The 25638-nt window shown below is 69.9% G+C and carries 19 protein-coding genes and 2 CRISPR repeat arrays; of the genes, 6 read left to right on the forward strand and 13 right to left on the reverse strand.

Annotated elements, in window-relative coordinates; genetic code table 11:
* Positions 1-646, forward strand: a 646-nt coding sequence (locus ACH01S_RS40485) for a P-loop nucleotide/nucleoside kinase family protein (RefSeq protein WP_157406365.1), incomplete at its 5' end; no start/stop codon positions are given.
* Between the two features lie 69 nt (positions 647-715).
* Here ACH01S_RS40485 and ACH01S_RS40490 read toward each other — a convergent pair.
* Both ACH01S_RS40490 and ACH01S_RS40495 read right to left on the reverse strand, forming a co-directional pair.
* The gene (locus ACH01S_RS40490; RefSeq protein ID WP_067890682.1) at positions 716-1279 is read right to left on the reverse strand and encodes a DoxX family membrane protein; all 564 of its coding nucleotides are present in this window, start codon (positions 1277-1279) and stop codon (positions 716-718) included.
* Positions 1280-1437: 158 nt separating this feature from the next.
* Positions 1438-2313, reverse strand: a complete 876-nt coding sequence (locus ACH01S_RS40495) for a universal stress protein (protein WP_067905430.1) — start codon at positions 2311-2313, stop codon at positions 1438-1440.
* 183 nt (positions 2314-2496) lie between these two features.
* Here ACH01S_RS40495 and ACH01S_RS40500 point away from each other — a divergent pair, with 183 nt between their 5' ends.
* Both ACH01S_RS40500 and ACH01S_RS40505 read left to right on the forward strand, forming a co-directional pair.
* Complete coding sequence (locus ACH01S_RS40500; protein ID WP_067905432.1) at positions 2497-4959, forward strand: glycoside hydrolase family 65 protein; 2463 nt, start codon at positions 2497-2499, stop codon at positions 4957-4959.
* A 69-nt stretch (positions 4960-5028) separates the two neighbouring features.
* Positions 5029-5460, forward strand: a complete 432-nt coding sequence (locus ACH01S_RS40505; RefSeq protein ID WP_067905434.1) for a pyridoxamine 5'-phosphate oxidase family protein — start codon at positions 5029-5031, stop codon at positions 5458-5460.
* Positions 5461-5604: 144 nt separating this feature from the next.
* Here the strand turns inward: ACH01S_RS40505 and ACH01S_RS40510 are convergent, their stop codons facing one another.
* A complete protein-coding gene (locus ACH01S_RS40510; RefSeq protein ID WP_067905435.1) occupies positions 5605-6645 on the reverse strand; it encodes a zinc-dependent alcohol dehydrogenase family protein in 1041 nt (346 codons plus the stop codon).
* Positions 6646-7064: 419 nt separating this feature from the next.
* On the opposite strand from ACH01S_RS40510, the gene gap reads away from it, so the two are divergent.
* The 3 genes from gap (at position 7065) to ACH01S_RS46475 (ending at position 9073) form a co-directional block, all read left to right on the forward strand.
* On the forward strand, positions 7065-8063 hold the full coding sequence (gap, locus tag ACH01S_RS40515) for a type I glyceraldehyde-3-phosphate dehydrogenase (RefSeq protein WP_067905437.1): 999 nt from the start codon (positions 7065-7067) through the stop codon (positions 8061-8063).
* Positions 8064-8119: 56 nt separating this feature from the next.
* Positions 8120-8767, forward strand: a complete 648-nt coding sequence (locus ACH01S_RS40520) for a hypothetical protein (RefSeq protein ID WP_067905439.1) — start codon at positions 8120-8122, stop codon at positions 8765-8767.
* A 99-nt stretch (positions 8768-8866) separates the two neighbouring features.
* Positions 8867-9073 carry an acetyl-CoA hydrolase/transferase C-terminal domain-containing protein gene (locus ACH01S_RS46475; RefSeq protein ID WP_255220390.1) on the forward strand — a complete coding sequence of 69 codons (207 nt, stop codon included), beginning with the start codon at positions 8867-8869 and terminating at the stop codon, positions 9071-9073.
* A gap of 342 nt (positions 9074-9415) precedes the next feature.
* On the opposite strand, the gene ACH01S_RS46480 is transcribed toward ACH01S_RS46475, so the two are convergent.
* The 10 genes from ACH01S_RS46480 to ACH01S_RS40570 form a co-directional block, all read right to left on the reverse strand.
* Positions 9416-9940 (reverse strand): AMIN-like domain-containing (lipo)protein, encoded by a 525-nt coding sequence (locus tag ACH01S_RS46480; protein ID WP_067905441.1) that lies wholly within the window; start codon positions 9938-9940, stop codon positions 9416-9418.
* A gap of 1279 nt (positions 9941-11219) precedes the next feature.
* A CRISPR array of direct repeats spans positions 11220-12582; the repeat unit is 29 nt; unit sequence GTGCTCCCCGCGCACGCGGGGGTGGTCCC.
* An 809-nt stretch (positions 12583-13391) separates the two neighbouring features.
* The gene (locus tag ACH01S_RS40530; RefSeq protein ID WP_067905443.1) at positions 13392-14027 is read right to left on the reverse strand and encodes a hypothetical protein; all 636 of its coding nucleotides are present in this window, start codon (positions 14025-14027) and stop codon (positions 13392-13394) included.
* Positions 14028-15155: 1128 nt separating this feature from the next.
* Entirely contained in the window at positions 15156-15506 is a 351-nt protein-coding gene (gene cas2e / locus ACH01S_RS40535) for a type I-E CRISPR-associated endoribonuclease Cas2e (RefSeq protein ID WP_067905445.1), read from the reverse strand.
* Positions 15503-16456, reverse strand: a complete 954-nt coding sequence (gene cas1e, locus ACH01S_RS40540) for a type I-E CRISPR-associated endonuclease Cas1e (RefSeq protein WP_067905447.1) — start codon at positions 16454-16456, stop codon at positions 15503-15505. Before cas1e ends, cas2e begins: the two co-directional genes overlap by 4 nt.
* A gap of 3 nt (positions 16457-16459) precedes the next feature.
* Positions 16460-17149, reverse strand: a complete 690-nt coding sequence (cas6e, locus tag ACH01S_RS40545; protein ID WP_067905449.1) for a type I-E CRISPR-associated protein Cas6/Cse3/CasE — start codon at positions 17147-17149, stop codon at positions 16460-16462.
* Positions 17149-17841: a type I-E CRISPR-associated protein Cas5/CasD gene (cas5e, locus tag ACH01S_RS40550; RefSeq protein ID WP_067905451.1), complete on the reverse strand. Its 693-nt coding sequence runs from the start codon at positions 17839-17841 to the stop codon at positions 17149-17151. The genes cas6e and cas5e overlap by 1 nt, the downstream gene beginning before the upstream one ends.
* Complete coding sequence (gene cas7e / locus ACH01S_RS40555) at positions 17838-19043, reverse strand: type I-E CRISPR-associated protein Cas7/Cse4/CasC (protein ID WP_067905453.1); 1206 nt, start codon at positions 19041-19043, stop codon at positions 17838-17840. The genes cas5e and cas7e overlap by 4 nt, the downstream gene beginning before the upstream one ends.
* A complete protein-coding gene (gene casB, locus ACH01S_RS40560; protein ID WP_067905455.1) occupies positions 19040-19720 on the reverse strand; it encodes a type I-E CRISPR-associated protein Cse2/CasB in 681 nt (226 codons plus the stop codon). Before casB ends, cas7e begins: the two co-directional genes overlap by 4 nt.
* The gene (casA, locus tag ACH01S_RS40565; RefSeq protein ID WP_067905457.1) at positions 19717-21420 is read right to left on the reverse strand and encodes a type I-E CRISPR-associated protein Cse1/CasA; all 1704 of its coding nucleotides are present in this window, start codon (positions 21418-21420) and stop codon (positions 19717-19719) included. Before casA ends, casB begins: the two co-directional genes overlap by 4 nt.
* Entirely contained in the window at positions 21410-24340 is a 2931-nt protein-coding gene (locus tag ACH01S_RS40570; protein WP_083981709.1) for a CRISPR-associated helicase/endonuclease Cas3, read from the reverse strand. Before ACH01S_RS40570 ends, casA begins: the two co-directional genes overlap by 11 nt.
* A 445-nt stretch (positions 24341-24785) precedes the next feature.
* Positions 24786-25607: a CRISPR direct-repeat array (repeat unit 29 nt; unit sequence GTGCTCCCCGCGCACGCGGGGATGCTCCC).
* Positions 25608-25638 lie beyond the last annotated feature (31 nt).

A 25638-nucleotide genomic window follows, 5' to 3' on the forward strand; every position in this document is an offset into this window, starting at 1 on the left:
CGACCCCGGCGCCGCCGCCGACGCACGCGCCTACGCCGACATCGCACTCCGCCACCTACGCGCCGGCCAAGTCGACCTCATCCTGATCGGCGGCCTGCCCGGCACCGGCAAAAGCACCCTGGCCCGCGCCCTGGCCGACCAACTCGGCTGCACCCTGCTCAGCAGCGACCACACCCGCAAACAACTCGCCGGACTCGCCCCCCACGACCCCGCCCCCGCCCCCTACAACACCGGCATCTACACCCCCCAATGGGACCACCGCACCTACCACGAACTCGCCGACCACACCACCCGACTCCTCCGCCACGGCGAAACCGTCATCCTGGACGCCTCCTGGACCTCCCAACAACACCGCGACCTCCTCACCGCAACAGCCGCACGCGAACACGCCACCCTGACCGCCCTGCGCTGCCACGCCCCACAAACACTCACCTTCGAACGCATCCGCACCCGCACCCGAAACCCCTCCGACGCCGACACCGCCATCGCCGCCGCCATGTCCACCCACACCGACCCCTGGCCCCAAGCCACCACAATCAACACCGCCGGACCACTGACCACCGCCCTCACCCAAGCCCTCACCACCATCCGCCCCCACAACACCCAACACCTCTGGCCCCACCGCCCCACCCTCTCCCCCGACTAACCGAACACCCCGCGTGGGCACGGCGAAAGGGCGCCCACGGGGTGGGCGCCCTTTGGCGGTCGAGATCGTCTACTTCAGGATGGGGAGGCGCTGGACGAGGCGGGTGCCGCTCCACCAGCGTCCAAGGCCCAGGGTGTCGCCCGCGCTGACCAGGGCCAGGCCGACCAGCAGGAGGGCGTAGACCAGGTGGTCGTCCATGAACGGGTTGTTGGCCGGGGGCAGCACCGCCGACCACATCATGACCAGCAGCGCCGCGCCCGCCACGGCCGCGATCCGCATCCCGACCCCCAGGACCAGCGCCGCGCCGACCGCGCCCAGCCCGATCATGAACAGCCAGTCGGCCCAGGCCGCGCCCGCGATGTCGTGGTAGAACCCGGCCAGCGGCCCCGCGGGGCTGTGCTTGAGGAACCCCTCGGTCGGGCTGCCGCCGTCGATCCACGCCTTCCCGGCCGGGGTCTCGTGACCGAGCCCGAACATCTTGTCCAGGAACGCCCAGGCGAACACCCAGCCGAGCGCCAGCCGGGCCAGCGCCCAGACGTAGCGAGCGGCGGGCGACTCGGTCAGCGGCCGCGGCCGCACGACCCGGATCAGGGTTTCCCGTCCCACATGGGTCTTGTGCTCGGAGAGCGCCATCGCCTCTCACCTTCCATCATGTCGTTGAGCTTTCACCTATGACTCAACTGCACCGCTGACCTGCGCTGCAGGTCCGTTCGGTACACCGACGGCGGGACCAAGGTCCCCAGGGGCGCCCTGGGCACGGCGGGATGGGACCCGACTGACCGGAGGTCCCGTCAGGCGGTGTGCGGGGCCGCCGGGACGATCGCGACCGTGCACGCGGCGTGATAGAGCATCGCCGAGCTGGTCGCGCCCAGCAGCAGGGGGTCAAGGCCGCCGGTCCCCCGGTCTCCCACCACGAGCAGGTCGGCCTCGGCCGCCGCGCCCAGCAGCGCTTCGCGGGGACGCTCCAGCAGCAGCGCGGTCTCCACACGGACCTTCGGATACCGGTGACACCACGGCCGCACGGCCTGTTCGAGCTTGGCGGCCCTCACCTCGAAGAGTTCGCTCCTGTCGGTGAACAGGGCAAGCTCCCAGTCGGGCACGGCGCCCGGTTCCCAGGCCCCGTAGACGACGCGCAGATCGCATTCGCGCAGCGCGGCCTCCTCGATCGCGAAGCCGAGGGCCGCGTCCGCGCCCGCCGATCCGTCGACCCCGGCCACGACCAGCCCCCGCCGCTCGCCCGACCGCCGGACCGCGAGCACCGGACGGTGCGTGCGCGCGGGCAACTGCATCGCCGTCGACCCGGCGGGCAGGCGGTGCCGCTCGTGCGAGCCGACCACGATCAGCTCCGCGTCGTCGGACTCGCACACCAGGGTCTCGCTCACCGGCTCCCGCCTCAGCAGCGTGTGCACCCTTCCGGGAGCGCCCAGGTCACGAGCCCGGCGGGCGCCCTCGCGGAGCAGGTTCTCCCCCGCCCGCTGGAGGATCGCCTGCACGCCCGGGTCCACATGCCCTTCCGGATACGGCCAGTGCCAGCAGTGGCAGATCGTCAGGTCGAGCCCGCGCAGCCGGGCCTCCTCGACCGCCCAGCACAGCGCCACGTCGTTCTCGTCGGTTCCGTCGTAGCCGAGGAGGACGTTGGGCCGTTGGGCCCTAGGCAGAGCGACCATCAGCGGGACTCCTTCCCACCGCGCCCCGGCTTCCTTCAGTGTCGGCAGGTCGGGACGCGTACTTGGAGAGGCGATGGTCCTACCCGCCTCGGGTCGTCCGGCACTGCCGAAGGCGCTCGTCCGGTGAGAACGTGACGCCACCGGGCACCTCAGGGGAGAGACCGGGGCGGACGAGGAGGCGCCATGAGCCGGTGGGTTCTGGCCTACGACGGCTACGACCCGGAGACGGAGGGGCTGCGGGAGGCGCTGTGCACGCTCGGCAACGGCTGTTTCGCCACCCGCGGCGCGGGTCCCGAGTCGACGGCCGACGGCGTCCACTACCCCGGGACCTACATCGCGGGCTGCTACGACCGGCTTCCGGCGGAGATCGGCGGGCGCCGCACCGACAACGCCGACCTGGTGAACATGCCGAACTGGCTTCCGCTGACGTTCCGCGCCGACGACGGCGAATGGTTCGACGCCGACGCCGCCCACCGGGAGGACCGGCTCCTGTCCTACCGGCAGGAACTCGATCTCCGGCGCGGCGTGCTGACCCGGCTGGTGCGGGTGCGCGACCGGGCCGGGCGGACGTTCCGGCTGGCCCAGCGCCGGATCGTGTCCATGGACGACCCGCACCTGGCGGCGCTGGAGACCACGATCGTCGCCGAGGACTGGTCCGGGCCGCTGCGGATCCGGTCCGCGCTGGACGGACGGGTCGTCAACGCGGGCGTCGAGCGGTACCGGAACCTGCCGGGCGACCATCTGACTCGTGCGGAGCCGACATCCCAAGGCGGTCCTGAACCGCTGCTCCTGCGCGCCTCGACGGTCTCGTCGCAAATCCGGATCGCGATGGCGGCCCGCACCCGGACGACCGTCCCGGCCCACCGCACCGACGTGGCCGACCGGGGATGGGCCGGGCAGGACCTTGCGGTCGACGTCCAGGAGAACGCGCCGGTCACCGTCGAGAAGGTCGTGGCCGTGTTCACCTCGCGCGACCGCGCGGTCGAGGAGTGCGGGGAGGCCGCGCTGGCGGCCGTCACCGGCGCGGGCGGCTTCGACGCCCTGCTGGGCGCGCACACGCTGGCGTGGACGCGGCTGTGGCGGCGGTGCCAGCTCAGCGTCGACCAGGTCGAGGTGCAGCGCGTCCTGAACCTGCACATCTTCCATCTGCTGCAGACCGTGTCGGAGCACAGCGTCGACCTGGACGTCGGCGTCCCCGCCCGCGGCCTGCACGGCGAGGCCTACCGCGGCCACGTCTTCTGGGACGAGCTGTTCATCCTGCCGTTCCTGACCCTGCGGTTCCCCGAGATCGCCCGCGCGCTGCTGATGTACCGGTGGCGGCGGCTGCCCGCGGCACGCCGCGCCGCGGCCGCCGCCGGGCATCGCGGGGCCATGTACCCGTGGCAGAGCGCGGCGGACGGACGCGAGGAGACCCAGCGCGTCCACCTCAACCCGCGGTCGGGACGCTGGCTGCCCGACCACACCCACCTGCAGCGGCACGTCGGGCTCGCGATCGCCCACAACGTCTGGCGCTTCTACGAGGCCACCGGGGACGCGGAGTTCCTCGCCGAGTACGGCGCCGAGATCATGCTGGAGGTCGCCCGCTTCTTCGCCGACCTGGCCGACTACGACCGCTCCACCGACCGGTACCGGATCCGCGGCGTCATGGGCCCCGACGAGTACCACGACGCCCTCCCCGGACGCGACACCCCGGGCCTGGACGACAACGCCTACACCAACGTCCTGGCGGTCTGGGTGATCCGCCGGGCGCTGGACGCGCTCGCCCTGCTGCCCGAGGACCGCCGCACCGAGCTGAGCGAACGGCTCGCGCTCACCCGCGAGGAGATCACCCGGTTCGAGGACGTCGCCGCCAAGACGCACGTCCCGTTCCACGACGGCGTGATCAGCCAGTTCGACGGCTACGCCGACCTGGAGGAGTTCGACTGGGACCGCTACCGCGAACGCTACGGCGACATCCGCAGGCTGGACCGGATCCTCGAAGCCGAGGGCGAGACGCCCAACCGCTACAAGGCGTCCAAGCAGGCCGACGTGCTCATGCTCTTCTACGTCCTGTCGCCCGACGAACTCGACGACGTCCTGCGGCACCTCGGCTACGACCACGGCCCCGCCCTCGCCGCCCGGACCATCGCCTACTACCTGCCGCGCACCTGCGACGGATCGACGCTCAGCTCGCTGGTGCACGCCTGGATCCTCGCCCACACCGACGGCGACGAAGCCTGGGAGATCTTCCTGGACACGCTGCGCAGCGACCTCACCGACGCGCAGCACGGCACCACCCCCGAGGGCGTCCACCTGGGCGCGATGGCCGGCACCGTCGACCTCGTCCAGCGCTGCTACGCCGGGATCAGCACCCACGGCGGGACGCTCCATCTCGCGCCGCGCCTGCCCCCCGCGGTCGGCGAGCTCCGCCTCGGCCTGCGCTACCGGGGCCACTGGGGCATCGACCTGACCTGCCGCCAGGACCTGATCCGCGTCGCCCTCCGCCCCGGCGCCGCCTCCCCCATCCACATCACCTACGGCGCCGAGGACATCGAGATCCAACCCGGCACGTCCTGGCAGAGCCCGTTGCGGGACGGCAGGCCTGCCGCGGGCGGGCGGCTGACGGAGACGGACCTAGGTCCCGGACGAACGGAACGGCCCGGGTAGGACGGACGGCTTGATGCCGGTGACGATGGCCCCTGCCTCCCCGCCCCGGCCAGAGCAGACGATGGAGTCATGAAGGATCTGAAGGACGGGCCGCGCAGCCTTACGCGAGGCGAGTGCCTTGACCTGATGAGCACGGCGAGGGTGGGCAGGGTCGTCTTCACCGAACAGGCGTTGCCCGCGGTGATGCCGGTCGGTTTCGTCATGGACGGCGGCGACGCGGTCGTGGGCGTCCCGCCCGGGTCGGGTCTGGCCGCCGCCACCGACGGCACGATCGTGGCCTTCGAGGCCGACGACCTGGACGCCACCGGCCCATCGGGCTGGACGGTCACCGTCATCGGCCGGGCACGGGCCGTCCGCGATCCTGGGGACCACGCCCGCGAGGCGCTCCGCGCCTGGACGGGCGGACCGTCCCCCGAGTTCGTCCGCATCTCCTGCCAGCGCGTCACCGGCAGGCGGCTGGGGCCTTCTCCGACCGGCGTGAGGTACGGAACGGCCGCCTGAACCGCGTCCGCCCAGCGCGGACGGCGAAAGGCCCGGCCTGAGATCATTCGCCGGTGCGGGGCGCGTGGTGCGGGGCCCGCGCCGAATACGGGCGCGAAAGAGCCGCGGCCATCGATTGACGGCCGCGGCTCCCTTTTGGCGGTGTCAGCGGGTCAGGACGACTTTGAGCGCCCCGGTGTGGGCGGCGTCGGCGAAGACGTCGTAGGCCCTGGGGAACTCGTCCAGCGTGAAGTGGTGGGTGATGAAGCGCCCGGCGTCGAGTCGGCCGCCCGACAGCAGGCGGAGCAGGGTCGGGGTGGAGAAGGTGTCGACCAGGCCGGTGGTGATGGTGATGTCGCGGATCCACTGCTCTTCCAGGTGCAGCGCCGCCGGGGCGCCGTGCACGCCGATGTTGGCGATCCGGCCGCCCGGCCGGGCCAGCGCGACCGTCAGCTCGAACGCCTCGGGCACGCCGACCGCCTCCACCGTCACGTCCGCGCCGAGCCCGTCGGTCAGGTCGCGGACGGCGGCCAAGGCGTCCTCGCGGGAGTTGTTGACGGTGACGTCGGCGCCGAACTGCTTGGCCGCGTCCAGGCGGCTGTCGGCCAGGTCGATCGCGATGACATGGCTCGGGCTGAACAGCCGCGCACCCATGATCGCCGCCAGCCCGATCGGGCCCGCGCCCACCACGGCCACGACGTCGCCCGGGCCGACGGCCCCGTTCAGCACGCCGACCTCGTAGCCGGTCGGCAGGATGTCGGCCAGCATCAGCACGTCCTGCGCGGGGACCCCGGCGGGCAGCGGGTGGACGGAGGTGTCGGCGAACGGCACCCGCACGTACTCGGCCTGCGTCCCGTCGATCTTGTGGCCGAGGATCCAGCCACCGCCGCCCAGGCACTGCCCGTAGCGGCTCTCGCGGCAGAACCGGCACCGTCCGCAGGCGGTGATGCACGACACCAGCACCTGGTCGCCGGGCTTGACCGTCCGCACGCCGGGACCGACCGCCTCGACCGTCCCGACCGCCTCGTGCCCGAGGATCCGGCCGTCCGTCACGGCCGGGACATCGCCCTTGAGGATGTGCAGGTCCGTGCCGCAGATCGTCACTGCGTCCACCCGGACGACCGCGTCGCCGTCGTCGATGAGCTGCGGTTTGGGAACCTCTTCCCACGCCTTCTTCCCAGGTCCGTGATAGACGAGCGCACGCATGACACGCCTCCTTGTTTCGGGGTCGGTCTTCTTCTCGGTCACCGCGACACCGGTTGTTCGTTGTCCGCGCGGCAGCGGCTGCTCCAGCCCGCCGTCCACCTGGACCGGTGTCTCCGAACCGTTCGTCCGGCCCTCCCGATCGGGACCGACGTCGGCGTCCGGCGGAGTGGGGGCAGTCCTGCGCCGCTCAAGCGGCGTCACATGGCGCACGGTGCGCGGTCGCCCGCTTCTCCGTGCCGTTCGAATGGGCTACCCCCGCTCACTGACAGTGCACATCCGCGGTCCCGCGCGCCTCTAGGGACGAACGTCCCTCTTCGTCACGTACGGGGAACGGCTCGTCGCGACGAAGGTCCCTGGTGCCCGTCCCGTCGGCCGGAAGAGCCTGGAGTCGAAGCCGAACCGCGCGAACGGGAGACGAGATGACCACTCCGATAGGCATCAACGGATTCGGCCGTATCGGCCGCAACTACCTGCGTCTCGCCCTGGAGCGCGGCCAGGAGATCGTCGCGATCAACGACATCACCGATACCGCGACACTCGCGCACCTGCTGATGTACGACTCCACCTACGGCCGCCTCGGCCGCACGGTCGACCACGACGACACCGCCCTGATCGTCGACGGGAGGCGCATCCCCGTGACCGCGCACCGCGATCCCGCCGACCTGGACTGGGGCGCGGTCGGAGCCGAGATCGTGATCGAGTCCACGGGCCGGTTCCGGCGCCGCGAGGACGCCGCCGCGCACCTGAAGTCCGGCGCGCGCAAGGTGATCCTCTCCGCCCCCGGCAAGGACGTGGACGCCACGATCGTGATGGGCGTCAACCAGCGGGTCTACGACCCGGACCGGCACACCGTCATCTCCAATGCGTCCTGCACGACGAACTGCGTCGCGCCCATGGCCAAGGTCCTGCACGACGCGTTCGGAGTGGTCAAGGGCTACATGACCACCGTCCACGGCTACACCAACGACCAGAACCTGCTGGACTCCCCGCACAAGGACCTGCACCGCGCCCGCTCCGCCGCCGTGAACCTCATCCCCACCAGCACAGGCGCCGCCCGCTCCGTCGGGATGGTGATCCCCGAGTTGGCCGGACGCTTCGACGGCATGGCCCTGCGCGTCCCCATCGAGGACGGCTCCCTGGTCGACCTGGCCTGCGTCCTGGACCGTCCGGCCACCGCCGAGCAGCTCAACCAGGCCTTCGCCGACGCCGCGGACGGTCCGCTCGCCGGGATCGTGCGGTACAACACGCACCCGATCGTGTCCCGTGACGTGATCGGCGACCCGGCCTCCTGCGTCTTCGACGCGCCGCTCACCCAGGCCAACGGCGAGTTGGTGAAGGTCTTCGGCTGGTACGACAACGAATGGGGCTACACCTGCCGCCTCGCCGACCTCGCCGACCACGTCGCCGCCCGTCTGTGAGCGGCGGCGGCCGTGGAGGGAAGGGCGGCCGGGCAGCCGGGACTTGGGAGAACGAAATGAGCAAGGCGAAAGCGCTTATCGGGCTCGGTTCGGCGGCGGCGGGCGTCGCGGCGGCCTATCCGGTGCTCTTGCGCGAGCGGTGCCTCACCTGGGGAGCCACGGCCGACGAGGCAGGCATGACCTTGCCCGGCGACGATCTGCTGACCGAACCGGCCGTCGTGGCCACCCGGGCGATCACGGTGCGCGCCCCCGCCACGGCGGTCTGGCCCTGGCTGGTCCAGATGGGCAGCGGCAGAGGCGGCGCGTACACCTATGACTGGATCGAGAACCTCCTTGGCCTGGACATGCACAGCGCCAAGGAGGTTCTCCCCCAGTTCCAGAATCTCCGAGTCGGGGAGACGTACCCGCTGGGCCCCAAGGGGCCGCGCCTTCGTGTGGAGATCCTCGACCCCGAACGCGCCCTGGTGTTCCGCTCCGAGGACGGCAATTGGGTATGGGCGTTCGCGCTGATTCCTTGCGCTGAGGGAAGTCGGCTGATCAGCCGTAACCGAATCGCGATGCCGCACGCGTCGATCCCGGCCCGGTTGTTCAACCTGCTGGTCATGGAGCCTGGAAGCCTCATCATGGAACGCAGAATGCTGCTCGGCATCAAGGAGCGCGCCGAAACGCTCGCTCGAAATCCGGCGACCGACCCCGTGGTCTGACGAGGCCCGTGCGGGCACGCCCGGGTCTTCGCGGACGGTGACCTTTGAGCGCCGCGTCCGGTGGGCTGATCGCGCCTCGTTCGCTCTCGCGGCTGCGAACTGCACGGCTGGGCCGAGCACAACGAACGCGTCCGGATGCTGCACACCGAGGAATCCAACGACCCCGGCCTCATCGCCCGCCGCCTTCGCCTGATCTCAGCCCTGCAAGTCGACCTGTACGCCCAGGCCAGTGCCAGCCGCGTACCCGGAGTCGTCTACTCGGGGTTCGACACACTGCGGACACGCCGTCATCGGGGTCCGTCCTAGCGCTCCCCTGCCGACATTTCCACCGTCATCCTCCGGACCCGTCACCTCCTTTCAGCACAGCTACAACGTCAGCGAACAGGGCGCGTCACCGCCTGGGGACACGACGCCGCCTCCAGACCCGAACAGATCGTCGACCAGGTCGCCCACCCGTCCGCACGCGACGACCTACGCCAACAAGGCCGCCGCCTGGACTTCCCACTCAACCAACCAACAAGAACGAGGCTGAGGCGCGTGGTAACGCGTCCAGGCACGCAGAGCAGCCGACCAGCGCCGAGCATGCGGAGCCGCCACCGCCCGACTGACTCCCTCCACCGGACGGCCTTCTGCGAGACGTGTCCGGGACTACCAGGTGTGGGCCACGTCGACGACAAGCCGCGTGCCACCGCCGTCGCGCGGGAGCGTGAGGACCCGGAACGGCAGCTGCGCCCGCACGCCCAGGCCGATCGTCGTCTGCCCCTCGAAGGAGCCCGCCCCCGCCACTTGCCGGAATGTCGTGTAACCGGTGACGTCGGCGAGGTTGGGCGAACTGGCCGGGAATCCTGTAGCTGCGGCCGCTTGGACGATGATTCGCAGCTTGGCGCCGCCGCGCAGCGGGACCGGCTTGCCCGACCCCTCCTGGACCACCTGGTCGACATACTGGGTCAGGTAACCGAAGCCCGATCCGGCCACCTCGATGACCAGTCGGTCATAGCAGGTCTGGGAGCCGGCGCGGACCCGCTCCAGCGGCCCCTCCGAGTGACCGCTCAGCGTGCCCTTCGGCAGGGAGCCCCACGTCGTGTCGCACGCGGCCGACGCGGACGGGGCGAGCCCCCCGACAAGAGCGGCCGACGTGACCAACGCCAGCAATCCACCAAGTAATCTGCGCATTCCGGGCCTCCATCACACAAAGCGATATCGATCAAGAGGACGCCTCATGCCCGCCGACGGTTGGCCCAGGAGGCTGTCCGAATGCGGCGGCCCGCCCCGGACCATTCGTCGCCCGCACAACCCAGCGGAGTCGGCCTGACCGTCGACGCGAAGATCGAAGTCGCCCCCACACAGCCACAGAATGATCGCCCTACAGATACGCCCCCCGCCTTGAGAAGGCCGCAAAATCAGCCGACGAAGAACCCGGCTCGCGCACCTGCCGACGACACGCCAGCAGCATCTCCAACTAGAACGCGGTGCCGCGCTCGGTCACCACAGCCAGCTCGCCCCGCGCTGAGCCACGTTCCGGGCGTCGCAGCATCGCCACCGCACTCCCGGCTATCGTCCGCGCGGACCGTCGGCCCTAGTCATCGGAGTGCACCGCCACCCGCCAGTAGAACTGGACGCGCAGCCGATGGTCACCAGGATCGTCGGAGCCGCGGAAGTAGGCGGCCGGTTCCCAGACGTGGACAGCCTGTCGGAATGGAGCATGGGCCCTCCAACAGTTCGGCTTGGCATGAGCTTCACCCGGTCAAGCGGACACTACTTGTGGCCATTCGATGATCAGTCGCCAGCAACTGCCCTTGCCGCGCCGCCCCATCATCATCGGCCACACACTGTTCAACGCCATCGCCCTTTCGGCGGCAGGCTGCACTGCTCGCGACACCGGCGCCCGCCGGACTGCTCCCGGCCGACGTCATCCCCTGGCTCTACAAACGACTCGGGAGCAAATCCACCTACGATGATCACCCGTCAGGTAAGGGCCCCGCGCTGTGGCCAGCACCACACCAGCCCTCCTCCCGCCCCGGCCGGAACGACCCGTCACTGCGCGACGAGGGCGCCTCGCCGTCCGACGTCCCGAGCCTGGACGACCAAGAGGCATGGCTACTCTCGGAACGGACGAGGGACTGACCCAAGATGCGTGGGCATACGCCTGCGCGGCACCCGAGCCTGACGACCATCCATCCCCGCGTGCACAGGGAACACAAGTAGCCCGCGCACGACGACACGCGCGTCTCCCATGAGCCCGGCGCTCCCAGGGACGAGTCTCTTCTGATCACGGCCGTGGCGGCGAGCCAAACAGCGTGGACCAGAGATGCAGCCCATATGCTCTTCTCTGACCAGAACCAGGAAAGTAGGACAACTGCACGCGACGCCGAATCGGCTGCCCGAAATGCCCCCACCCGCAAAAGTGCTTCAAAACAGCCCCACCGCTCTCTAAACCCCCAGGTCAGGAAGAGTGCTCCCCGCGCACGCGGGGGTGGTCCCTGGTGGCCGGAGGGCGCGCCGCTGGCGGTGCTGTGCTCCCCGCGCACGCGGGGGTGGTCCCTCGATGTTCACCCCGTCACCCGCCCCTCGACCGTGCTCCCCGCGCACGCGGGGGTGGTCCCTCCTCTTCGAGGATCCCCCGGACGATGCGCTCGTGCTCCCCGCGCACGCGGGGGTGGTCCTCTTTACTGTTCAGAGCCCTATTTCACTCTCTGGTGCTCCCCGCGCACGCGGGGGTGGTCCCGAGCCGGACGCCTCCGCCGCACCGGCGGCCGCGTGCTCCCCGCGCACGCGGGGGTGGTCCCAACCCGGACCGGCTTGACGTCATGTGGGCTGCGTGCTCCCCGCGCACGCGGGGGTGGTCCCGGGGGCGGCCCCTCCCCCAGTCTTTCAGCTATGTGCTCCCCGCGCACGCGGGGGTGGTCCCGGCTCGGCGTCCACGTCACCGCCGACGCTGTCGTGCTCCCCGCGCACGCGGGGGTGGTCCCGGCAAGGCCCACGGTTTCGCGACTTCGAAGGGGTGCTCCCCGCGCACGCGGGGGTGGTCCCTTCCGCCCGGCGCGCAGGCCCTCGCCCTCAAGGTGCTCCCCGCGCACGCGGGGGTGGTCCCACGATCAAGATCGTGTGGATCGCGATCCAGATGTGCTCCCCGCGCACGCGGGGGTGGTCCCATCCTCACCGCCCGCGGCGCGCTGAAGGGCGGGTGCTCCCCGCGCACGCGGGGGTGGTCCCGCCTTCTGGTAGGTGGAGATCCCTGTGGCGTTGTGCTCCCCGCGCACGCGGGGGTGGTCCCCCCATGGCCGTCACCTCCACGCCGACACTGCGGTGCTCCCCGCGCACGCGGGGGTGGTCCCTCGGAGATCGTCAGGCGCCCGTGCTTGTCCCAGTGCTCCCCGCGCACGCGGGGGTGGTCCTGAACAGGCCCGCGTCACAGGAAAGGGCTGAACGTGCTCCCCGCGCACGCGGGGGTGGTCCCTAGGGACGTACAGCAACAAGATCGGTCGGGAGGTGCTCCCCACGCACGCGGGGGTGGTCCTCGGTCCGCGCGGGCGGCGGCCCGGTTAGCGGAGTGCTCCCCGCGCACGCGGGGGTGGTCCCCGGGGGTGGCTGCAGGAGCGGCTCGGGTACGCGTGCTCCCCGCGCACGCGGGGGTGGTCCCCGGCGACCGCAGGTGGCGCAGACCCACAACGCGGTGCTCCTCGCGCACGCGGGGGTGGTCCCCCGGACGACTTCGAGAGGCACACGGCGCTCGGGTGCTCCCCGCGCACGCGGGGGTGGCGTCGTCCGCGCGGGTACCCGGCTGGTGTACTCCCCGCGCACGCGGGGATGGCTCCCCTTACCTAGACAAGGCAGGCGCCTGCACGTCGGAGAGACGAAGTCGGTCCAGACGGAGGTGCCCGATCCTCGGTTCCAGGTGGACGACGAGGTGAGTCCGGTTGGTGCGTAGCGCATGTGGGCCGGGAGATCTTGGACGAGACGGAACCCAGGACCTGTTGGACTAGTCCAGGTTCTTGACGGTCTCACGAGTTCGTGGACGCTGCTCGCCGGGCCGAGCCAATAGAAGCAAGGGCGTGGCGGGATCGCCTTTTACCGGGGACGGGGTGGGTTGGCGCACTCTTTCCAGGCGAATTCATAGACGTCGGCGTAGGGCAGTTACATAAAGTTCTTCTTGGACTTGTCCGAGGTGCCGATGTCGATGAGCATACCCGTCTGGATGCGGATGAGGGGTTCCTCGCTGCAAGGTTTGTACCTAAGTTCGGGACGCCTGGCGTGTTCTCACCCGTCAGGGGCTTCAGGTGTCTTGACCAAGCAAGAGTTATCCCGCTTCTCTCGTCACGACTCGTCGCGGGAGGGGTTGTCGTGCGCGCGTTAGCGCGTGAGTACGGGGTGCATCGGCGGCTAGTCCGTGAGGCCCTGTCGACGCCGGTGCCCGCCCCGCGCCGGACACCACAGCGCAGCGCGCTGCAGATGGGCGCATTCGTCAAGGCGATCGATGAGTGGCCAGCCGCCAAATCCGTCGATTCCTGCGAGGAAGCCCACCAGTCTGGGAGGCCCTCAAACGCCGAGGACAAGATCACGGTCTCAGAAGGCCGTACCGGGGAGCTAGTGGTCGCCGCCGGTGGACGAGGAGCGAAGCAGGACGTCAATTGCCAGCGCCGAAGCAGTCCAGCGTGTTGAACGCTGGTCCGAGTATGGGGTGTGACTGGATCTCCTGCTGACTTCGCTTGATCGTCGCTATCAGGGCGGTGGTCGCCGGGGTGAAGGCCGCCATGAACCGGCTAACGTTCGTCGTCGGGATCGCGCGCAACCGCTTGTCCACCGACGAAAGGTCTTGATTGAGCCGGTGGTAGACGTCCAGCAGGTAGCGGCGGGCGCCAGCGGCATCGGCGGACTTGGGTGGTGTGGTCGCGGCGAGCTGCTTGGCATTGTTGACCATTTCGCCCTTGAACCCGCCGGCCGTGCTGAGCATCTGCTCCTTATTCCCCTCCAAATCACCAACGCGTGGCTTTTCCAGCTCGACGGCCTCTTTGAGGGAGACGATGTAACCCGCCGCGTGCGCGGCCGGACTGGAGCAGAACTGCTGCATCCACTGTGTCGCCACCGCGCTGGCTTCATTTGTGACGGTGCTGCTGGTCTTCGCCGTCGGCGCAGTGGAGGTATGCGGCGTGGTACGCGGGGCGTGCTGCGCGGGGGAAGAGCCGTCGCACGCCGCCATGGTCAACACTGCGAGCAACGTGCCAGTGCTAATGCCCAGCTTCGAACGCAGGATCGTCAGCATGGGGTGATCGTAGGTGTGGCCGCCCGGGACCGGTCCCCGGTAAATCGGCGGTCGGCTCCCACATTCAGCCTCCGGCCACCACCGGATCACGCGGCGGCCGCCGAACTGGAGTATGGTCTGCGACGGCGTTCTAAATGGTCACTGTTAAGGCGCCGGTATCAGCCCCGACGGCTCCGTGAGCGCCTGACTTATTCCCGGCCGACTGGGCCGCCGAGCGTCCTCAACCGCTACCGCCGCATGCACCTTCCCCTGGTCAGCCAAATCCCTTGATTTCTCGACGGACTAACCGTGACTGCACAAGCCTCGGGGGCAAACCAAGCCGTCCCACGGGGCCATTTCAAACCGTGATCACGTTCCGATCTGACCCCACCAGTGGTCCCCCTGCCGGGGCCATTTACGAACGTCATAGGCATGCGTGGCTCGGCCGACGCGAAAGCGCTGGTGAGCGACCATGGTGACGCCTTCAGCGGGGATCTTGTGGATCGGCGCGCAGTGGTGGCGTCGGAGGTGGAGACAGCGCCTCGCGGATAGTTTCAGTTCGGGCGCCGGTCAGCTTGGCGGCCTGGTCCGTTGCGATCAGCGCGGGAAGGTCTTGGCCAGCAATCCGGCCGCGCTGACATGCAGTTTCGGCGCCGAAGCCATTGACCTCGACTTCGAGTTTCGTCGTGAATGAGCCATCCCGGCGTACGCGGGGAGCACCATGTCACCGAGTCCCCGCGCCGGTCCACGCTGGGCCCATCCCGCGCGCGGGGAGTACCCCCTTCCATCGGCAGGAGGGAGCCCTTCGAGGGGCCATCCCCGCGCGTGCGGAGAGCACATGCTCGGCTTGGACGACCGCCCTCCCGCGTCGGGACCATCCCCACGCGTGCGGGGAGCACGCGTCGAAGATGAACGCCTACACGCGAGACGCGGGACCATCCCCGCGCGTGTGGGGAGCACTTGATCGCGGTGAGAACGCCGGTCTTGATCGCGGGACCATCCCCGCGCGTGTGGGGAGCACTTGATCGCGGTGAGAACGCCGGTCTTGATCGCGGGACCATCCCCGCGCGTGTGGGGAGCAGCCTGGGGGCCTGTGGGTTTGGCGGGAGGTTGGCTTGTATTGGAGTGCTTTCTATGTTTGGGGCTTGGTCAGCGGCGGCCGTAGCGGCGGCGTTTGGAGGCCTTGCTCCAGCCTGCGGGCGGGGGTTTTGCGGAAATGGTCGGCTGGGTCTTGGGGCGGCGGAGCAGGGTCAGGCCGTCGTGGTCGATGGGGTGCCATTTGTGGTCGCGGGTTTCGAAGGTGAAGCCCTGTTCGTTGTTGGTGGTGTAGCAGAGCAGGGCGCGGCCGGTGTCGGCGTATTGGTGCACTTCGTCCCAGAGGGCCTGTCTGATGCGGGCGGAGGGGCCGCCGATGAAGACGCCGGGGGCGATCTCCATCAGCCAGCGGGTGAGGAAGCCGCGGAGGCCGGCGGGGCAGTTGGTGAGGATGATGATGGTCACCAGTGCACGTCTTCGGCGTAGTTGCGTCCGGACTCGACGTTCATGCCGTGGTCGCTTTGCAGGGTGACGTGGTCGGTGTCGTCGCCGGTGGGATCGTCTGCGGTGTCGTCGGGGATGAGCAGGCGCTTGATGTCGTGGACGCAGCGTTTGAGGAGGCCGACTTCGTTGACGCGGTCGCGGATGGCGCGGCGGGTGCGGGAGCCGACGTCGTCGGGGCTTTCGGCCGCGACGTCGAAGGCGACCGGGATGGCTACCTCGGTCTTGTAGAGGTCGGCGATGTCCAGGACGAAGGCGAGTTCGTGGCCGGAGTGGATGAATCCGAGGCCGGGTGAGCAGCCGAGGGCGGCGACGGTGGTCTGGGCGATGCCGTACATGCATTGGGCGGCGGCGGTGACGGCCTGGTTGGCGGTGTCGCCGGTGTCGAAGTCGCCGGGGACGTAGCGGCGTCCGTTCCAGGTGAGGCCGACGCGGGCCGCCTCGTAGCGGTAGCGCTCCTTGACGCGTCGTCCTTCGCGGCCGAGGAGTTCGTGGCGGCTGAGTCCAAAGGGGTCTTCGCCGGGGAACCGCATGCGGTACATGGCGCGGGCGACGTTCAGGCGCGTGCGGCGGTTGGCCCAGGCCGTCGCCTGGGCTTCGACGAGGGCGGAGGAGCGGTTGAGGGATCGTCCGCCGGAGTAGAACCGCACGCCTTGTTCGCCGACCCAGACGACGCCGGCGCCGCTGTCGCCCAGGACGCTCATGGCCTGGTGGGTAACGCGGGTTCCGGGGCCGAGCAGGAGGGTGCCGATGGTGGCGGACGGGATGTGCGTGACGCCGTCGGCGTCTTCGGCGGTGATGGCGTTGTCTTCGCGGTGCAGCGTGCAGCGTTCGAGGTAGATGAACGAGAGTCGGTCGCTCATCCGGGTGAGTTCGTGCGGTGAGGACGCTCCGCGTTTGCCAACGGTGGACATCGGTCAGGCCGGGGCGAGGGTCATCAGGCCGCAGCCGTAGGCCTTGGCCCTGCCGAGTCCGTGGGTGAGGGTGCGGCGGAAGGCGTCGGGGTCGGTGATCTGGAGGCGTCCGTCGTAGGTGACGGTGACCAGGGTGACCGGCTTGCCCGCTCCCCTCTTCTTGAAGGCGAGCTGGCGGCGGTTGTGGAGGACCAGTTCGTGCTGGGCCAGCTCGTCCTGCTGTTTGTGCGCGGACGGTTTGCGGACGACGGTGAAGCCGCCGGTCTCCTGCCGTTGCAGCAGCCAGCCCAGCTGGTGGCGGGGGCTGACGTGCGCGGTGATCTTGGTCGGTGCGCCGTCCTTGGTGCGGACGGAGTGGACCGGGTTGGCCGTGAGGCGGAACGCCCACTGGTCGCCCGCGCCGAGACGGTCGAGGAAGGGACCGTAGTCGTAGGTCTCCCAGCGGGCGGTGGTGGGCCATCCGGCCTGTTCGACCAGGTGGGTCAGGTCGGGCTTGTAGGGGCTGACGATGCACAGGTGGGTGTGGTGGCGATTGTCGCGGTCGATCCGCCACAGCACCCGTGGGGCGTCCGGGGCCGAATCGGGGAGTTCGGCGAACGACGACATGACGGCCGCGTGCAGCACCTGCGGGGAGGACAGCAGTTTGCGGGCGCCGATCCGTTCGGGATTGATGCGAAAGCGCGTCAGGTACATCACTGGCCTCGCAGGACGGCGGTCGGGTCGTGGTCGGCGGCGGGATTGGGGATCTCCACCGGCCGGTGGCGGACGCCGCGCAGCGCGTAGCGTCGGTGCCGCGGGTCGAAGCTGAGCGGCTGGTCGCGCAGGGTGTCGACCAGACCGTCCGGGCCGTCGGACTCGGTGATGGTCTCCAGGACCACGGTCGGTTCGCGGCTCTTGCGCTGGTGCCACGACGATGCGCGCCACTTCTCGTTTTTCAGCCGTGCGTCGAGGGTCTGGTCGTGGTGGACGGCCAGCTCGATCGGCCGGGACGGCGGGCACGACCGGCGTCCGAGGTAGGGCGGGAAGACCGGTTCGCGCAACGCCCGGTGCAGGCGTTCGACCAGGTCGCCGTCGCCTTCGACCACGGCGACGAACACCGCGTCGGCCAGGTAGAACCGTTCGGAGACCGGCATGGACCGGCCGGTGTCGAAATGCTGTGCGGTCTGGTAGTCGCGGACGGGGACGCCGCGCTGGTCGACGCGCACACCGAAGCGCAGCGCGGCCAGGTCGGCCAGGTCGTCGGTGCGCCGGCGGCCGAGCGCGGCGGCCAGCATCCCGATGACGCCGCTCTTGGTGGGCGCCTGCTCGGTCGTGCGGCGCGCGAACCGCGCCGACGCCCCCCATGCCTGGAGGGGCCCGGCGAGCTGCATGGTCAGGACGCTCACCGCTGGTGTTCCTGACGTCCGGCGACCTCCTCGCCCACCGCGTTGACCAGCTCGGGCAGGGACACCTGGGTGCCGAGGGCCGACAGCGGCTCGGTGTTCTTCCCGACGCGCAGCACCCAGGTCCGGGCGTCGTCGGCGACGCCGTAGGCGGCCTCGATCTCGGGTGCGTATCGGGCCAGCCGCGCGGCGGCCTCCTGGACGAACCCGCCGCCGTCCGCGCCCCGTCCGCAGGGCTCCTCGAACGCGGAAACGAAGCTGATCGGACGGGACGAGCGGATCTTCACCACGACCGCGTCCGGCAGGGTGTGGTTGCCGAACGTGTTGACCTTCCCGGTCGGCATCGAGGTGATGAAGCCCTCCACGAACGCCTCCACCGCGCGGCGGACCGGCTCGGTGAGCGGCTCGCCGTCGCGCAGGCCCTTGCCGAGGTTGTCGCTCAGCCGGTCGACGTCGAGGGCGGCGTAGCGGTAGAGGGTGGCGGAGTTGAACTCGACCGTCCCGATCATGCCGGCGCCGAGGTCGTCGTCCTCGCGTTTCTTGTGGTCGTCGACGGCGGTGTAGTAGTCGGACTCGTTCTCCACCTGGTGGACGCTGAGCGCGTGCGCGACCTGGGTGGCGGCGTCGACGTTGATGTCGGCGCCGTCGGCGACCATCCGTCCGAACAGGGCGATGTCGACCGAGTGGCGGGCGTTGGCGATCTGCTTGGCGCGCGCCTTGGCGTCCTTGTCCTTGAAGAAGGCCTTGATGTCGTCGCGGCCCTCGACGGCGAGTTCGGCGAGGCCGTCGAGCTGGCGGGCGCTGAGGAACATCAGGTACTTCGACTCCGGGGCCGCCGCGGGCTCGTCCTCACCGTTCTTGGCGGCGCCGCCGCGGCGTTTGGGGACCTCGATCTTGGAGCCGGTCGCGTTCTGCACGGTCTCGGCGGCCAGGTCCCACGCCTCGGTCCGCGGGATCGACTCGTCCAGCGCGCGGATGCGGTCGGCGAGCAGTTCGGCGACCCGCTTGGTCCGGACGCCGAGCTCGCTGGGGTCGAGGAGGTCGTGGAAGCTCCTGCGGGTGGCGCGCTTCCACGCCTGGCTGGACACCCGGGCGCGGCGCACCCCGCCGTAGACGGCCGTCTTGGGCGTGCCGGTGTCGTCCCGGTTGAGGTTGCTCGGCGGGACGCTCTGCAGCACATGCAGGTCGATGATGGTGCGGGTCATGTGACGTCCTTGTCGGTGGTGGCCTCATCGGTGGTGGCCTCAGCGGCCTCGCCCTGCGGGGTCTGTTCGGATCGTCCGGCTGCTTGCGGCCGGTAGGCGTGGAAGCCGCGCCCCCACTGCCGGCGGACCCGCGCGAGCCCGTCCGGTGTGTGGGCGCGGTAGAGGTTCTTTGCCAGCAGCGCGTAGTCCAGGGGGATGGAGTCGCGGCGCAGCAGGGAGACGATCTCGCGGAGCCGGTAGGCCAGGACCTCCGGGCTTCCCGCCGTCCCCACCCGGACGAACCGCCGCCGGATCGGCTCATCGATCCTGTCCGGCGGCATCAGTTGTCGGACGGCCGCGCCCAGGTCAGCATCCGGGATGTGCATCTTCTGCGTGGTGCGCGACTGCTGGTGCAAGGCGTACAGGGTGACGGCCAGGAAGGACGCGTTCTCGGCGCGGACGGCCTGCTGCTCGCCGAGCGTCTGATCCTGGTAGAGCCGCTCGGTGCCGGTCAGCCCCCACAGCTCCGGGACGTCCTGCGGCAGCTTGCCCGCGCCGCGGCGCAGCTGGGCCAGGCGGGCGACCGCGGCGCCGGTGTCGCGCAGGTAGCCGTCCTGCAATTCGTCAACGAAGTCACCGACGACCTGACCGACCAGGTCGGACACGTGCTGCCGCTCGCCTGCGATGGGGGCGGTCATGAGCTGGCCTCCATGGGCTCCTTGGGTGCTTGCCGCTCCGATTCGTCGGGTTCGGGAGCGGTTCCGGGCAACGCTTTGCGGAGCCGGTAGCCGAAGGTCGCCTCGGCGCGCGAGGACGTCAGCCACAGCTCCTGGCCCTTGCCGGTCTGGACGACGCGCCCCTCCCAGGCGCCGTCGCCGGCGTCGGCGACTTCCTGGGCGCCGAGCCGGGCGAGGATCTTCCGGGCCCTGTCCTGCCAGGTCGCTCGCTGAGGCTGGGGCGGGTGTCGCGGGTCGAGGGCGGCGAGCCAGTCGCGGAAGGAGCCGTCCAGCATGCCGTAGGCCTGGGCCGTGGCCCGGGCTCGGGCGGGCTCGGAACCGGCGCCGACGGCCCGCGCGAGATCGGCGGCCAGGTCGCCCAGCACGTTCACGGCCCTGTCGGCGTCGGCGACCGCGTCGATCGCGGCCTGCCCGAGCCGGGTGTCGCGCTCGTGCAGCAGCACCACCGGCATGGCGACCGAATCGTCGACCACCTCGTCGATCACCGACTGCTGGGTCCCGTAGCGTGCCGCGATCAGGCGCGCTCGGATGAGGAAGTCGGGGGGGAAGTCGCCTTCGACCGTCAGGCGGGCGACCCAGTCCAGGATCCGCGGCCGGACGATGTGGGCGGCCTCATCGCGCTGGTCGGCCCCTGGGGGACGGCCCGCGACCAGCGCGCCCAGCCCCCGCCACGCGCTCTTGCCCGGGTCGTGCTCGCGCGGCAGGTACACCTGGGCCTCGCCCAGCTTCTTCTCCTGGGCCTGGCTGCGCCGCCAACTGGTCATGGGTTCGCGCATGTGCTTGTTGCGCGGGCTCAGCGGGTCGCCGTAGGCGAGCACCACCCCGTGGACGCCCTCGTCGTCGAACGCCAGCCGGACCCGCCGGGACTGCCAGGTGTACAGGTCACGCACCCCCGCCGGACGACGGCTCAGCTCCAACGGTTCCATCTCCGCCGGGTCCGGGGGCGGGTGCCGCCACGCGGGACGGTCCCGATCGGCGTCGATTCTGAGGTTGTCGGTGTCGAAGGCGATCAGGTTCAGCAGCAGGGTCTCGCGCAGGTTCGCGCCCTCGACGAACACGCCGCCGAGGTTCCCCGTCCATCCGACGCCCAGCGGATAGACCTTGCCGCCCTTGGCGCGTTTGTCCTTGTCCGCGCCGGTCTTGATGCCGGAGGTGTCGAACGCGTGCGCGTGGACGACCCACCGGGCGGCCTCGGCGAACGACAGCCGTTCCACGCCCCGCGCCCGCATGGTGAAGAACTGCGCCCCGTTGGGCACGTCGGCGACGAGCCGGTCCAGGGACGCGATCTCCTTCTTGGCGGTCTGCAGCCCGGCCGTCTGGAAGAACGGCGTCTCGGAGTGCAGCAGGTCGAAGCGGCCGCGGTGCCGGTCCAGGTACTTGCTGATGCCGTCGTCCCCGTGCAGGGGAAGGCCGTCCTCCCAGAGCCGCTGCCAGTGATCCAGATCGGTGGGGCCGTCGACCACGTCGTGCAGAAGCGCCAGCAGCAGGCGCAGCAGCGCCAGTTCCTGGGTCGGGACGTCCCCGACCAGACGCCGCACCGTGTCGGCCTGTGCGAAGACGTCAAGCAACGACAGTTCGTCCTCGGAACCGTCGTCGCGCAGTACCGGCAGCCACGACTCGCGGGTCAGGTCGAAGGCCGCTAATGGCGCCTTACCGGGCATCCGTCACCTCAAGACCATCGGCGGGGGTGTACAGCAGGTCGAAGCCTGCCAGGCGGGTCCGACAGTTCTCATCGAGCATCAAGATCAACTCTCCGGCGAGCCATTGGCTGTCCTTGGACTGCCAGGCCGGGACGCACTCGGCCTCCAGTTCCTCGATCGCGCGGTCCAGCACGTCCGGGATCGAGAACTGGAACGGCAGCCGGAGCCCGCACGCCGCCACGGTCCGCGCCAGGTTCCCCGGCGGGACGGCCTCGGTCGGCAGCTCCCGGCCCCCGTTCTCAGCCAGCCACGGCAGCGTCCGGACGGTGCCGTCGGAGAGGCGCTGCACGACCAGCACCTCCAACGACTCCCGGCTGTCGCGCACCTGGGCGCGGCCCGCCCGGGTGTCGTCGGCGTCGCCGACACCGGCGTCCACCCAGCCGATCAGCGCCCGCCCCGGACGTCCCACCGCGTTTATCTGGAAGTCGGAGGCTTTGCCGCGCAAGGTCTGCTGCCGGATCAAGTGCTCCTTGTGCGCGTGCTCCATGGCGTCCTGCCACGTCGCCGGGCCGACCGGCCCGGTGCCGTAGGCCGCCTGTACCAGCGGGCTGATGTCCTCGGGTAACCGCACGACGTGACCTGTCGGCGCCGTCCCCGACAGGTAGGGCTCCAGCACCCCGGCCGACCGCAGCAGCGCATGCCGCCCGTAGACACGCTGGGACCCCTTGACCGGCTCCACCGGAGCCGCGTCCCAGTCCGCACCCGTGACCAGGCACCGCGCGACCCGCACGCGCTCGGGACGCTCGCACTGCCGCTCACCGCGCTCGTGCCGATGCAGACGGCCCATCCGCTGCAGCAGGAGGTCGACAGGACACAGGTCCGTCACCAGCAGATCGAAGTCGATGTCCAAAGACTGTTCGGCGACCTGACTGGCCACCACGATGTGCTTTTCGGGACGCTCTACCGCGTCCTTTCCCGGTGGGCCGAAGAGCCTGAGCAACTCGGCGTCGTTCTCGGCCCGGTCCAGATCAACGAAACGAGCGTGCGCGGCGGTGACGGTGACCGTCGGGAACCGGGCCCGCAGGTACTGGGCCGTCTCCAGGACGCGTCCGACCGTGTTGCGCACCACCAGTGCGCAACCGCCACCGGCCAGCTCGTACTCCAGCCGTTCCGCCAGAGCAGCGAGATCGTCGCTCAGGGGCTCGGCCCACACGTCGGTGCGCCGACCCGACGCCGCCGCTTCCTCGACCACCGGGGGCGCCGCCGGTTCGATCGCGGTCAGCAGCGGATACCCCGTGGCCTCCTCGACGTCGGCGAGGTCGGCCGCCTTCGGCCCGGCATACGCCTCGGCCAGCTCGCGGCGACGCTGTGCGGGAAGCGTCGCCGACAACACCACGACCGGCACGCGGTAAGCGCCCAGCCATGACAACACCCGGTCCAGATAGGAGTTCATGTAGGTGTCATAGGCGTGCGCCTCGTCGATGATGACGACCTTGCCCGCCAACGCCAGATGACGAAGGGCCAGGTGGCGGCTCTTCAAACCCATGAAGAGCAGCTGGTCGATCGTCCCCACGACGAACGAGGCCAGCATCGCCTTCTTGCGTCCGTACAGCCACTGGTGCGCGACCAGCTCGGCGGACCGGACGTGCTTGTCGTCCAGTGGCCGCCACTCGTCTTGGTCGCCGTCCACCTCGACACCCGCGACCGCCCGGCGCCCGGCCTTGACGAGCTCGCCGAAGTCCTCGTTCAACGCCGCCTTGGAATGAGCCAGCATCACCGACCGCAACGCGGCACCGTCCGCGTCCGGGACCTGACGCAGCCACCGCAGCATCCGCGGAAACATCGCGTTGCCCGTGGCCATCGTCGGCAACGCCACGAACACGCCGCCCGCCCCAGAACGCGCCGCGAACACCTCCGCGACGGCCAGCGCGGCCTCGGTCTTCCCCTCCCCCATCGGCGCTTCGATCACCATCAACCCCGGCGCCGACATTCGCTTCGCGACCTCGACCGCACGCTCTTGGACGGGCCGGATACGGGCATCGGTAGGCAGATCAAATCGCGAGAAGAACAACTCCTTCGCGGGCATCTCCGCCTTCGCAGGCCGCCACGGCGCCGGAAGGGCAAGACCTCGCCACGCCGCCTCGACACGCTCCTTATCACTCGCGTTCGAGCCATCGGGAAAGTACGGGAAGAGATCGGAATTGCTGGCGATCCAGTCGGCAACGATGACCACGCCCGTCAGCACCACCTGCGCCGATTGCGAAAGCTTCACCTGACGCCAATCGTCCAGGCGACCGTCAACTCCGCACATCACCGCGCACGCGTCCAGAATCTCCTTCTGGACGCCTCGCCACGCCGATTCGCAACCGGGCGACCACAGCAGATCTGGGTGCGCATTCAGGTCATAGATGCTCGCATTCGTCGGCGGCACCCCGTGATGCCCACCCGCAACAATCGAGAACGGCAATGTCACAGACCGCGGCCAGCCCCGCTCAACCAGCCACTCGCGCAACAGAACCTGCCCGGCCAGGCCATGAGGGGCCAGCTTCCGGTCGGGCAACCGCTGGCGAGACGGCATCCCCAAGCCCACATCGCGCATGTTGTTCGCCAACGGATCAACCTGACACGCAAACGCCGGTGTCGCCTTACCGACGTCATGGGTCGCCGCCAACCACACCGCCAGCCGACGAGCATCCTCAAAACCATCGGGAAGGCAATCAGCCACCACCGCGCGGACCTGGAAAGGAACCCAGGCATCCCACAACAGCCCGGCGACAGCACCACTGTCAGCCAGATGCCGCCACAACGGCAGCCACCCTTCTGACTTCCAATCATGCTTAGCCCAAACCCGACGAGCCGCCTCCGACAGCCGCCCCCGCAGCCAAGCGCCCCCTGCTTCGTCTTCGAACACAAGCGGAGTCAACACGATGGAAGCGATCATCTTCTCCCGGTCGGCACCACCGACCACAAGAGGCCACTTGAGCCCTCAACCTCACCGGCACTGGAAGTACCACACCTCTGCATAAATTGGGCAGACCAGACAGATCTATGACATGCCCCCGAAACACCAAATCGCGCGCCGAAGCGGGCCACCGCCAGTTCGCTAAGATCCAGCAACCAGAGCCACTCACACAGCGCATCTCCGGACACCCTCAGAGATGGCACCGCCGCCCACCCTTCCGCGAGGCAGCACTCTTCCGATCATGACCTTGAGCACGAGTCGAACACCCCGGGCCGAACCAGCCGACCACAACTCCTCACCAGCCACCAAATCCGGCGAACCGCAGACAACTCATACGACATCAACCCGCCCACCCGAAATGTCCTTTTCAGCAGAAGTGCTTCAGAACGGCCCAACCGCTCCATAAAGCCCCAGGTCAGACAGAGTGCTCCCCGCGCACGCGGGGATGCTCCCAGGTGCCGGTCGAAGTGCAGGACGCCGATCTTGTGCTCCCCGCGCACGCGGGGATGCTCCCGCCGGTCAGGTGGCCGCCGTCCTCGGCGTCCTGTGCTCCCCGCGCACGCGGGGATGCTCCCGATCACCGGCCCTAGGTTTTCGGCCATGCCGGGTGCTCCCCGCGCACGCGGGGATGCTCCCCTCCGCATCGAGGGCCTCCTCCCCGGCACCGAGTGCTCCCCGCGCACGCGGGGATGCTCCCTGGCAAGCCGCGATGTCGGCAACGGTGGTGTGGTGCTCCCCGCGCACGCGGGGATGCTCCCGGGAAGAAGAGGCTCGTCAAGGTTGTGTTCGAGTGCTCCCCGCGCACGCGGGGATGCTCCCTTGGCGGAGGTGACTCCGCCCTGCATCAAGAAGTGCTCCCCGCGCACGCGGGGATGCTCCCTTCTCAAGGTTGATGTGACCGAGGTTGCATGCGTGCTCCCCGCGCACGCGGGGATGCTCCCGACACTGCGGCCTGTGCAACCTCCGGCGCGGCGTGCTCCCCGCGCACGCGGGGATGCTCCAGGTTGCTGTAGGCCCAGGAGCCTCCGTAGGCGGTGCTCCCCGCGCACGCGGGGATGCTCCACTCGGGATTGTGCCCTGATGGGTCCCGCTGGGGTGCTCCCCGCGCACGCGGGGATGCTCCTTTCCGGAAATCGGCCAGGAGCACTCCCAGGTGGTGCTCCCCGCGCACGCGGGGATGCTCCCGGGCCAGCGGCGCCCTTCATCGACTTGCCGTGGTGCTCCCCGCGCACGCGGGGATGCTCCCATCACGCCACCGCCTGACCGTCCCGGTGGGT

This window comes from Actinomadura chibensis NBRC 106107, from assembly GCF_001552135.1.
Classification (GTDB): Bacteria; Actinomycetota; Actinomycetes; order Streptosporangiales; family Streptosporangiaceae; genus Spirillospora; species Spirillospora chibensis.

Bases quoted from the DNA above. Each gene is read 5' to 3' on its own strand.
- gap (WP_067905437.1), top strand. From the start codon at position 7,065: ATGACCACTCCGATAGGCATCAACGGATTCGGCCGTATCGGCCGCAAC.
- cas1e (WP_067905447.1), bottom strand. From the start codon at position 16,456: ATGTCCACCGTTGGCAAACGCGGAGCGTCCTCACCGCACGAACTCACC.
- ACH01S_RS46480 (WP_067905441.1), bottom strand. From the start codon at position 9,940: ATGCGCAGATTACTTGGTGGATTGCTGGCGTTGGTCACGTCGGCCGCT.
- ACH01S_RS40510 (WP_067905435.1), bottom strand. From the start codon at position 6,645: ATGCGTGCGCTCGTCTATCACGGACCTGGGAAGAAGGCGTGGGAAGAG.
- cas6e (WP_067905449.1), bottom strand. From the start codon at position 17,149: ATGTACCTGACGCGCTTTCGCATCAATCCCGAACGGATCGGCGCCCGC.
- ACH01S_RS40505 (WP_067905434.1), top strand. From the start codon at position 5,029: ATGAAGGATCTGAAGGACGGGCCGCGCAGCCTTACGCGAGGCGAGTGC.
- cas7e (WP_067905453.1), bottom strand. From the start codon at position 19,043: ATGACCCGCACCATCATCGACCTGCATGTGCTGCAGAGCGTCCCGCCG.
- casA (WP_067905457.1), bottom strand. From the start codon at position 21,420: ATGCCCGGTAAGGCGCCATTAGCGGCCTTCGACCTGACCCGCGAGTCG.
- ACH01S_RS40495 (WP_067905430.1), bottom strand. From the start codon at position 2,313: ATGGTCGCTCTGCCTAGGGCCCAACGGCCCAACGTCCTCCTCGGCTAC.
- ACH01S_RS40490 (WP_067890682.1), bottom strand. From the start codon at position 1,279: ATGGCGCTCTCCGAGCACAAGACCCATGTGGGACGGGAAACCCTGATC.
- ACH01S_RS40570 (WP_083981709.1), bottom strand. From the start codon at position 24,340: ATGATCGCTTCCATCGTGTTGACTCCGCTTGTGTTCGAAGACGAAGCA.
- casB (WP_067905455.1), bottom strand. From the start codon at position 19,720: ATGACCGCCCCCATCGCAGGCGAGCGGCAGCACGTGTCCGACCTGGTC.
- ACH01S_RS40530 (WP_067905443.1), bottom strand. From the start codon at position 14,027: ATGCTGACGATCCTGCGTTCGAAGCTGGGCATTAGCACTGGCACGTTG.
- ACH01S_RS40520 (WP_067905439.1), top strand. From the start codon at position 8,120: ATGAGCAAGGCGAAAGCGCTTATCGGGCTCGGTTCGGCGGCGGCGGGC.
- ACH01S_RS40500 (WP_067905432.1), top strand. From the start codon at position 2,497: ATGAGCCGGTGGGTTCTGGCCTACGACGGCTACGACCCGGAGACGGAG.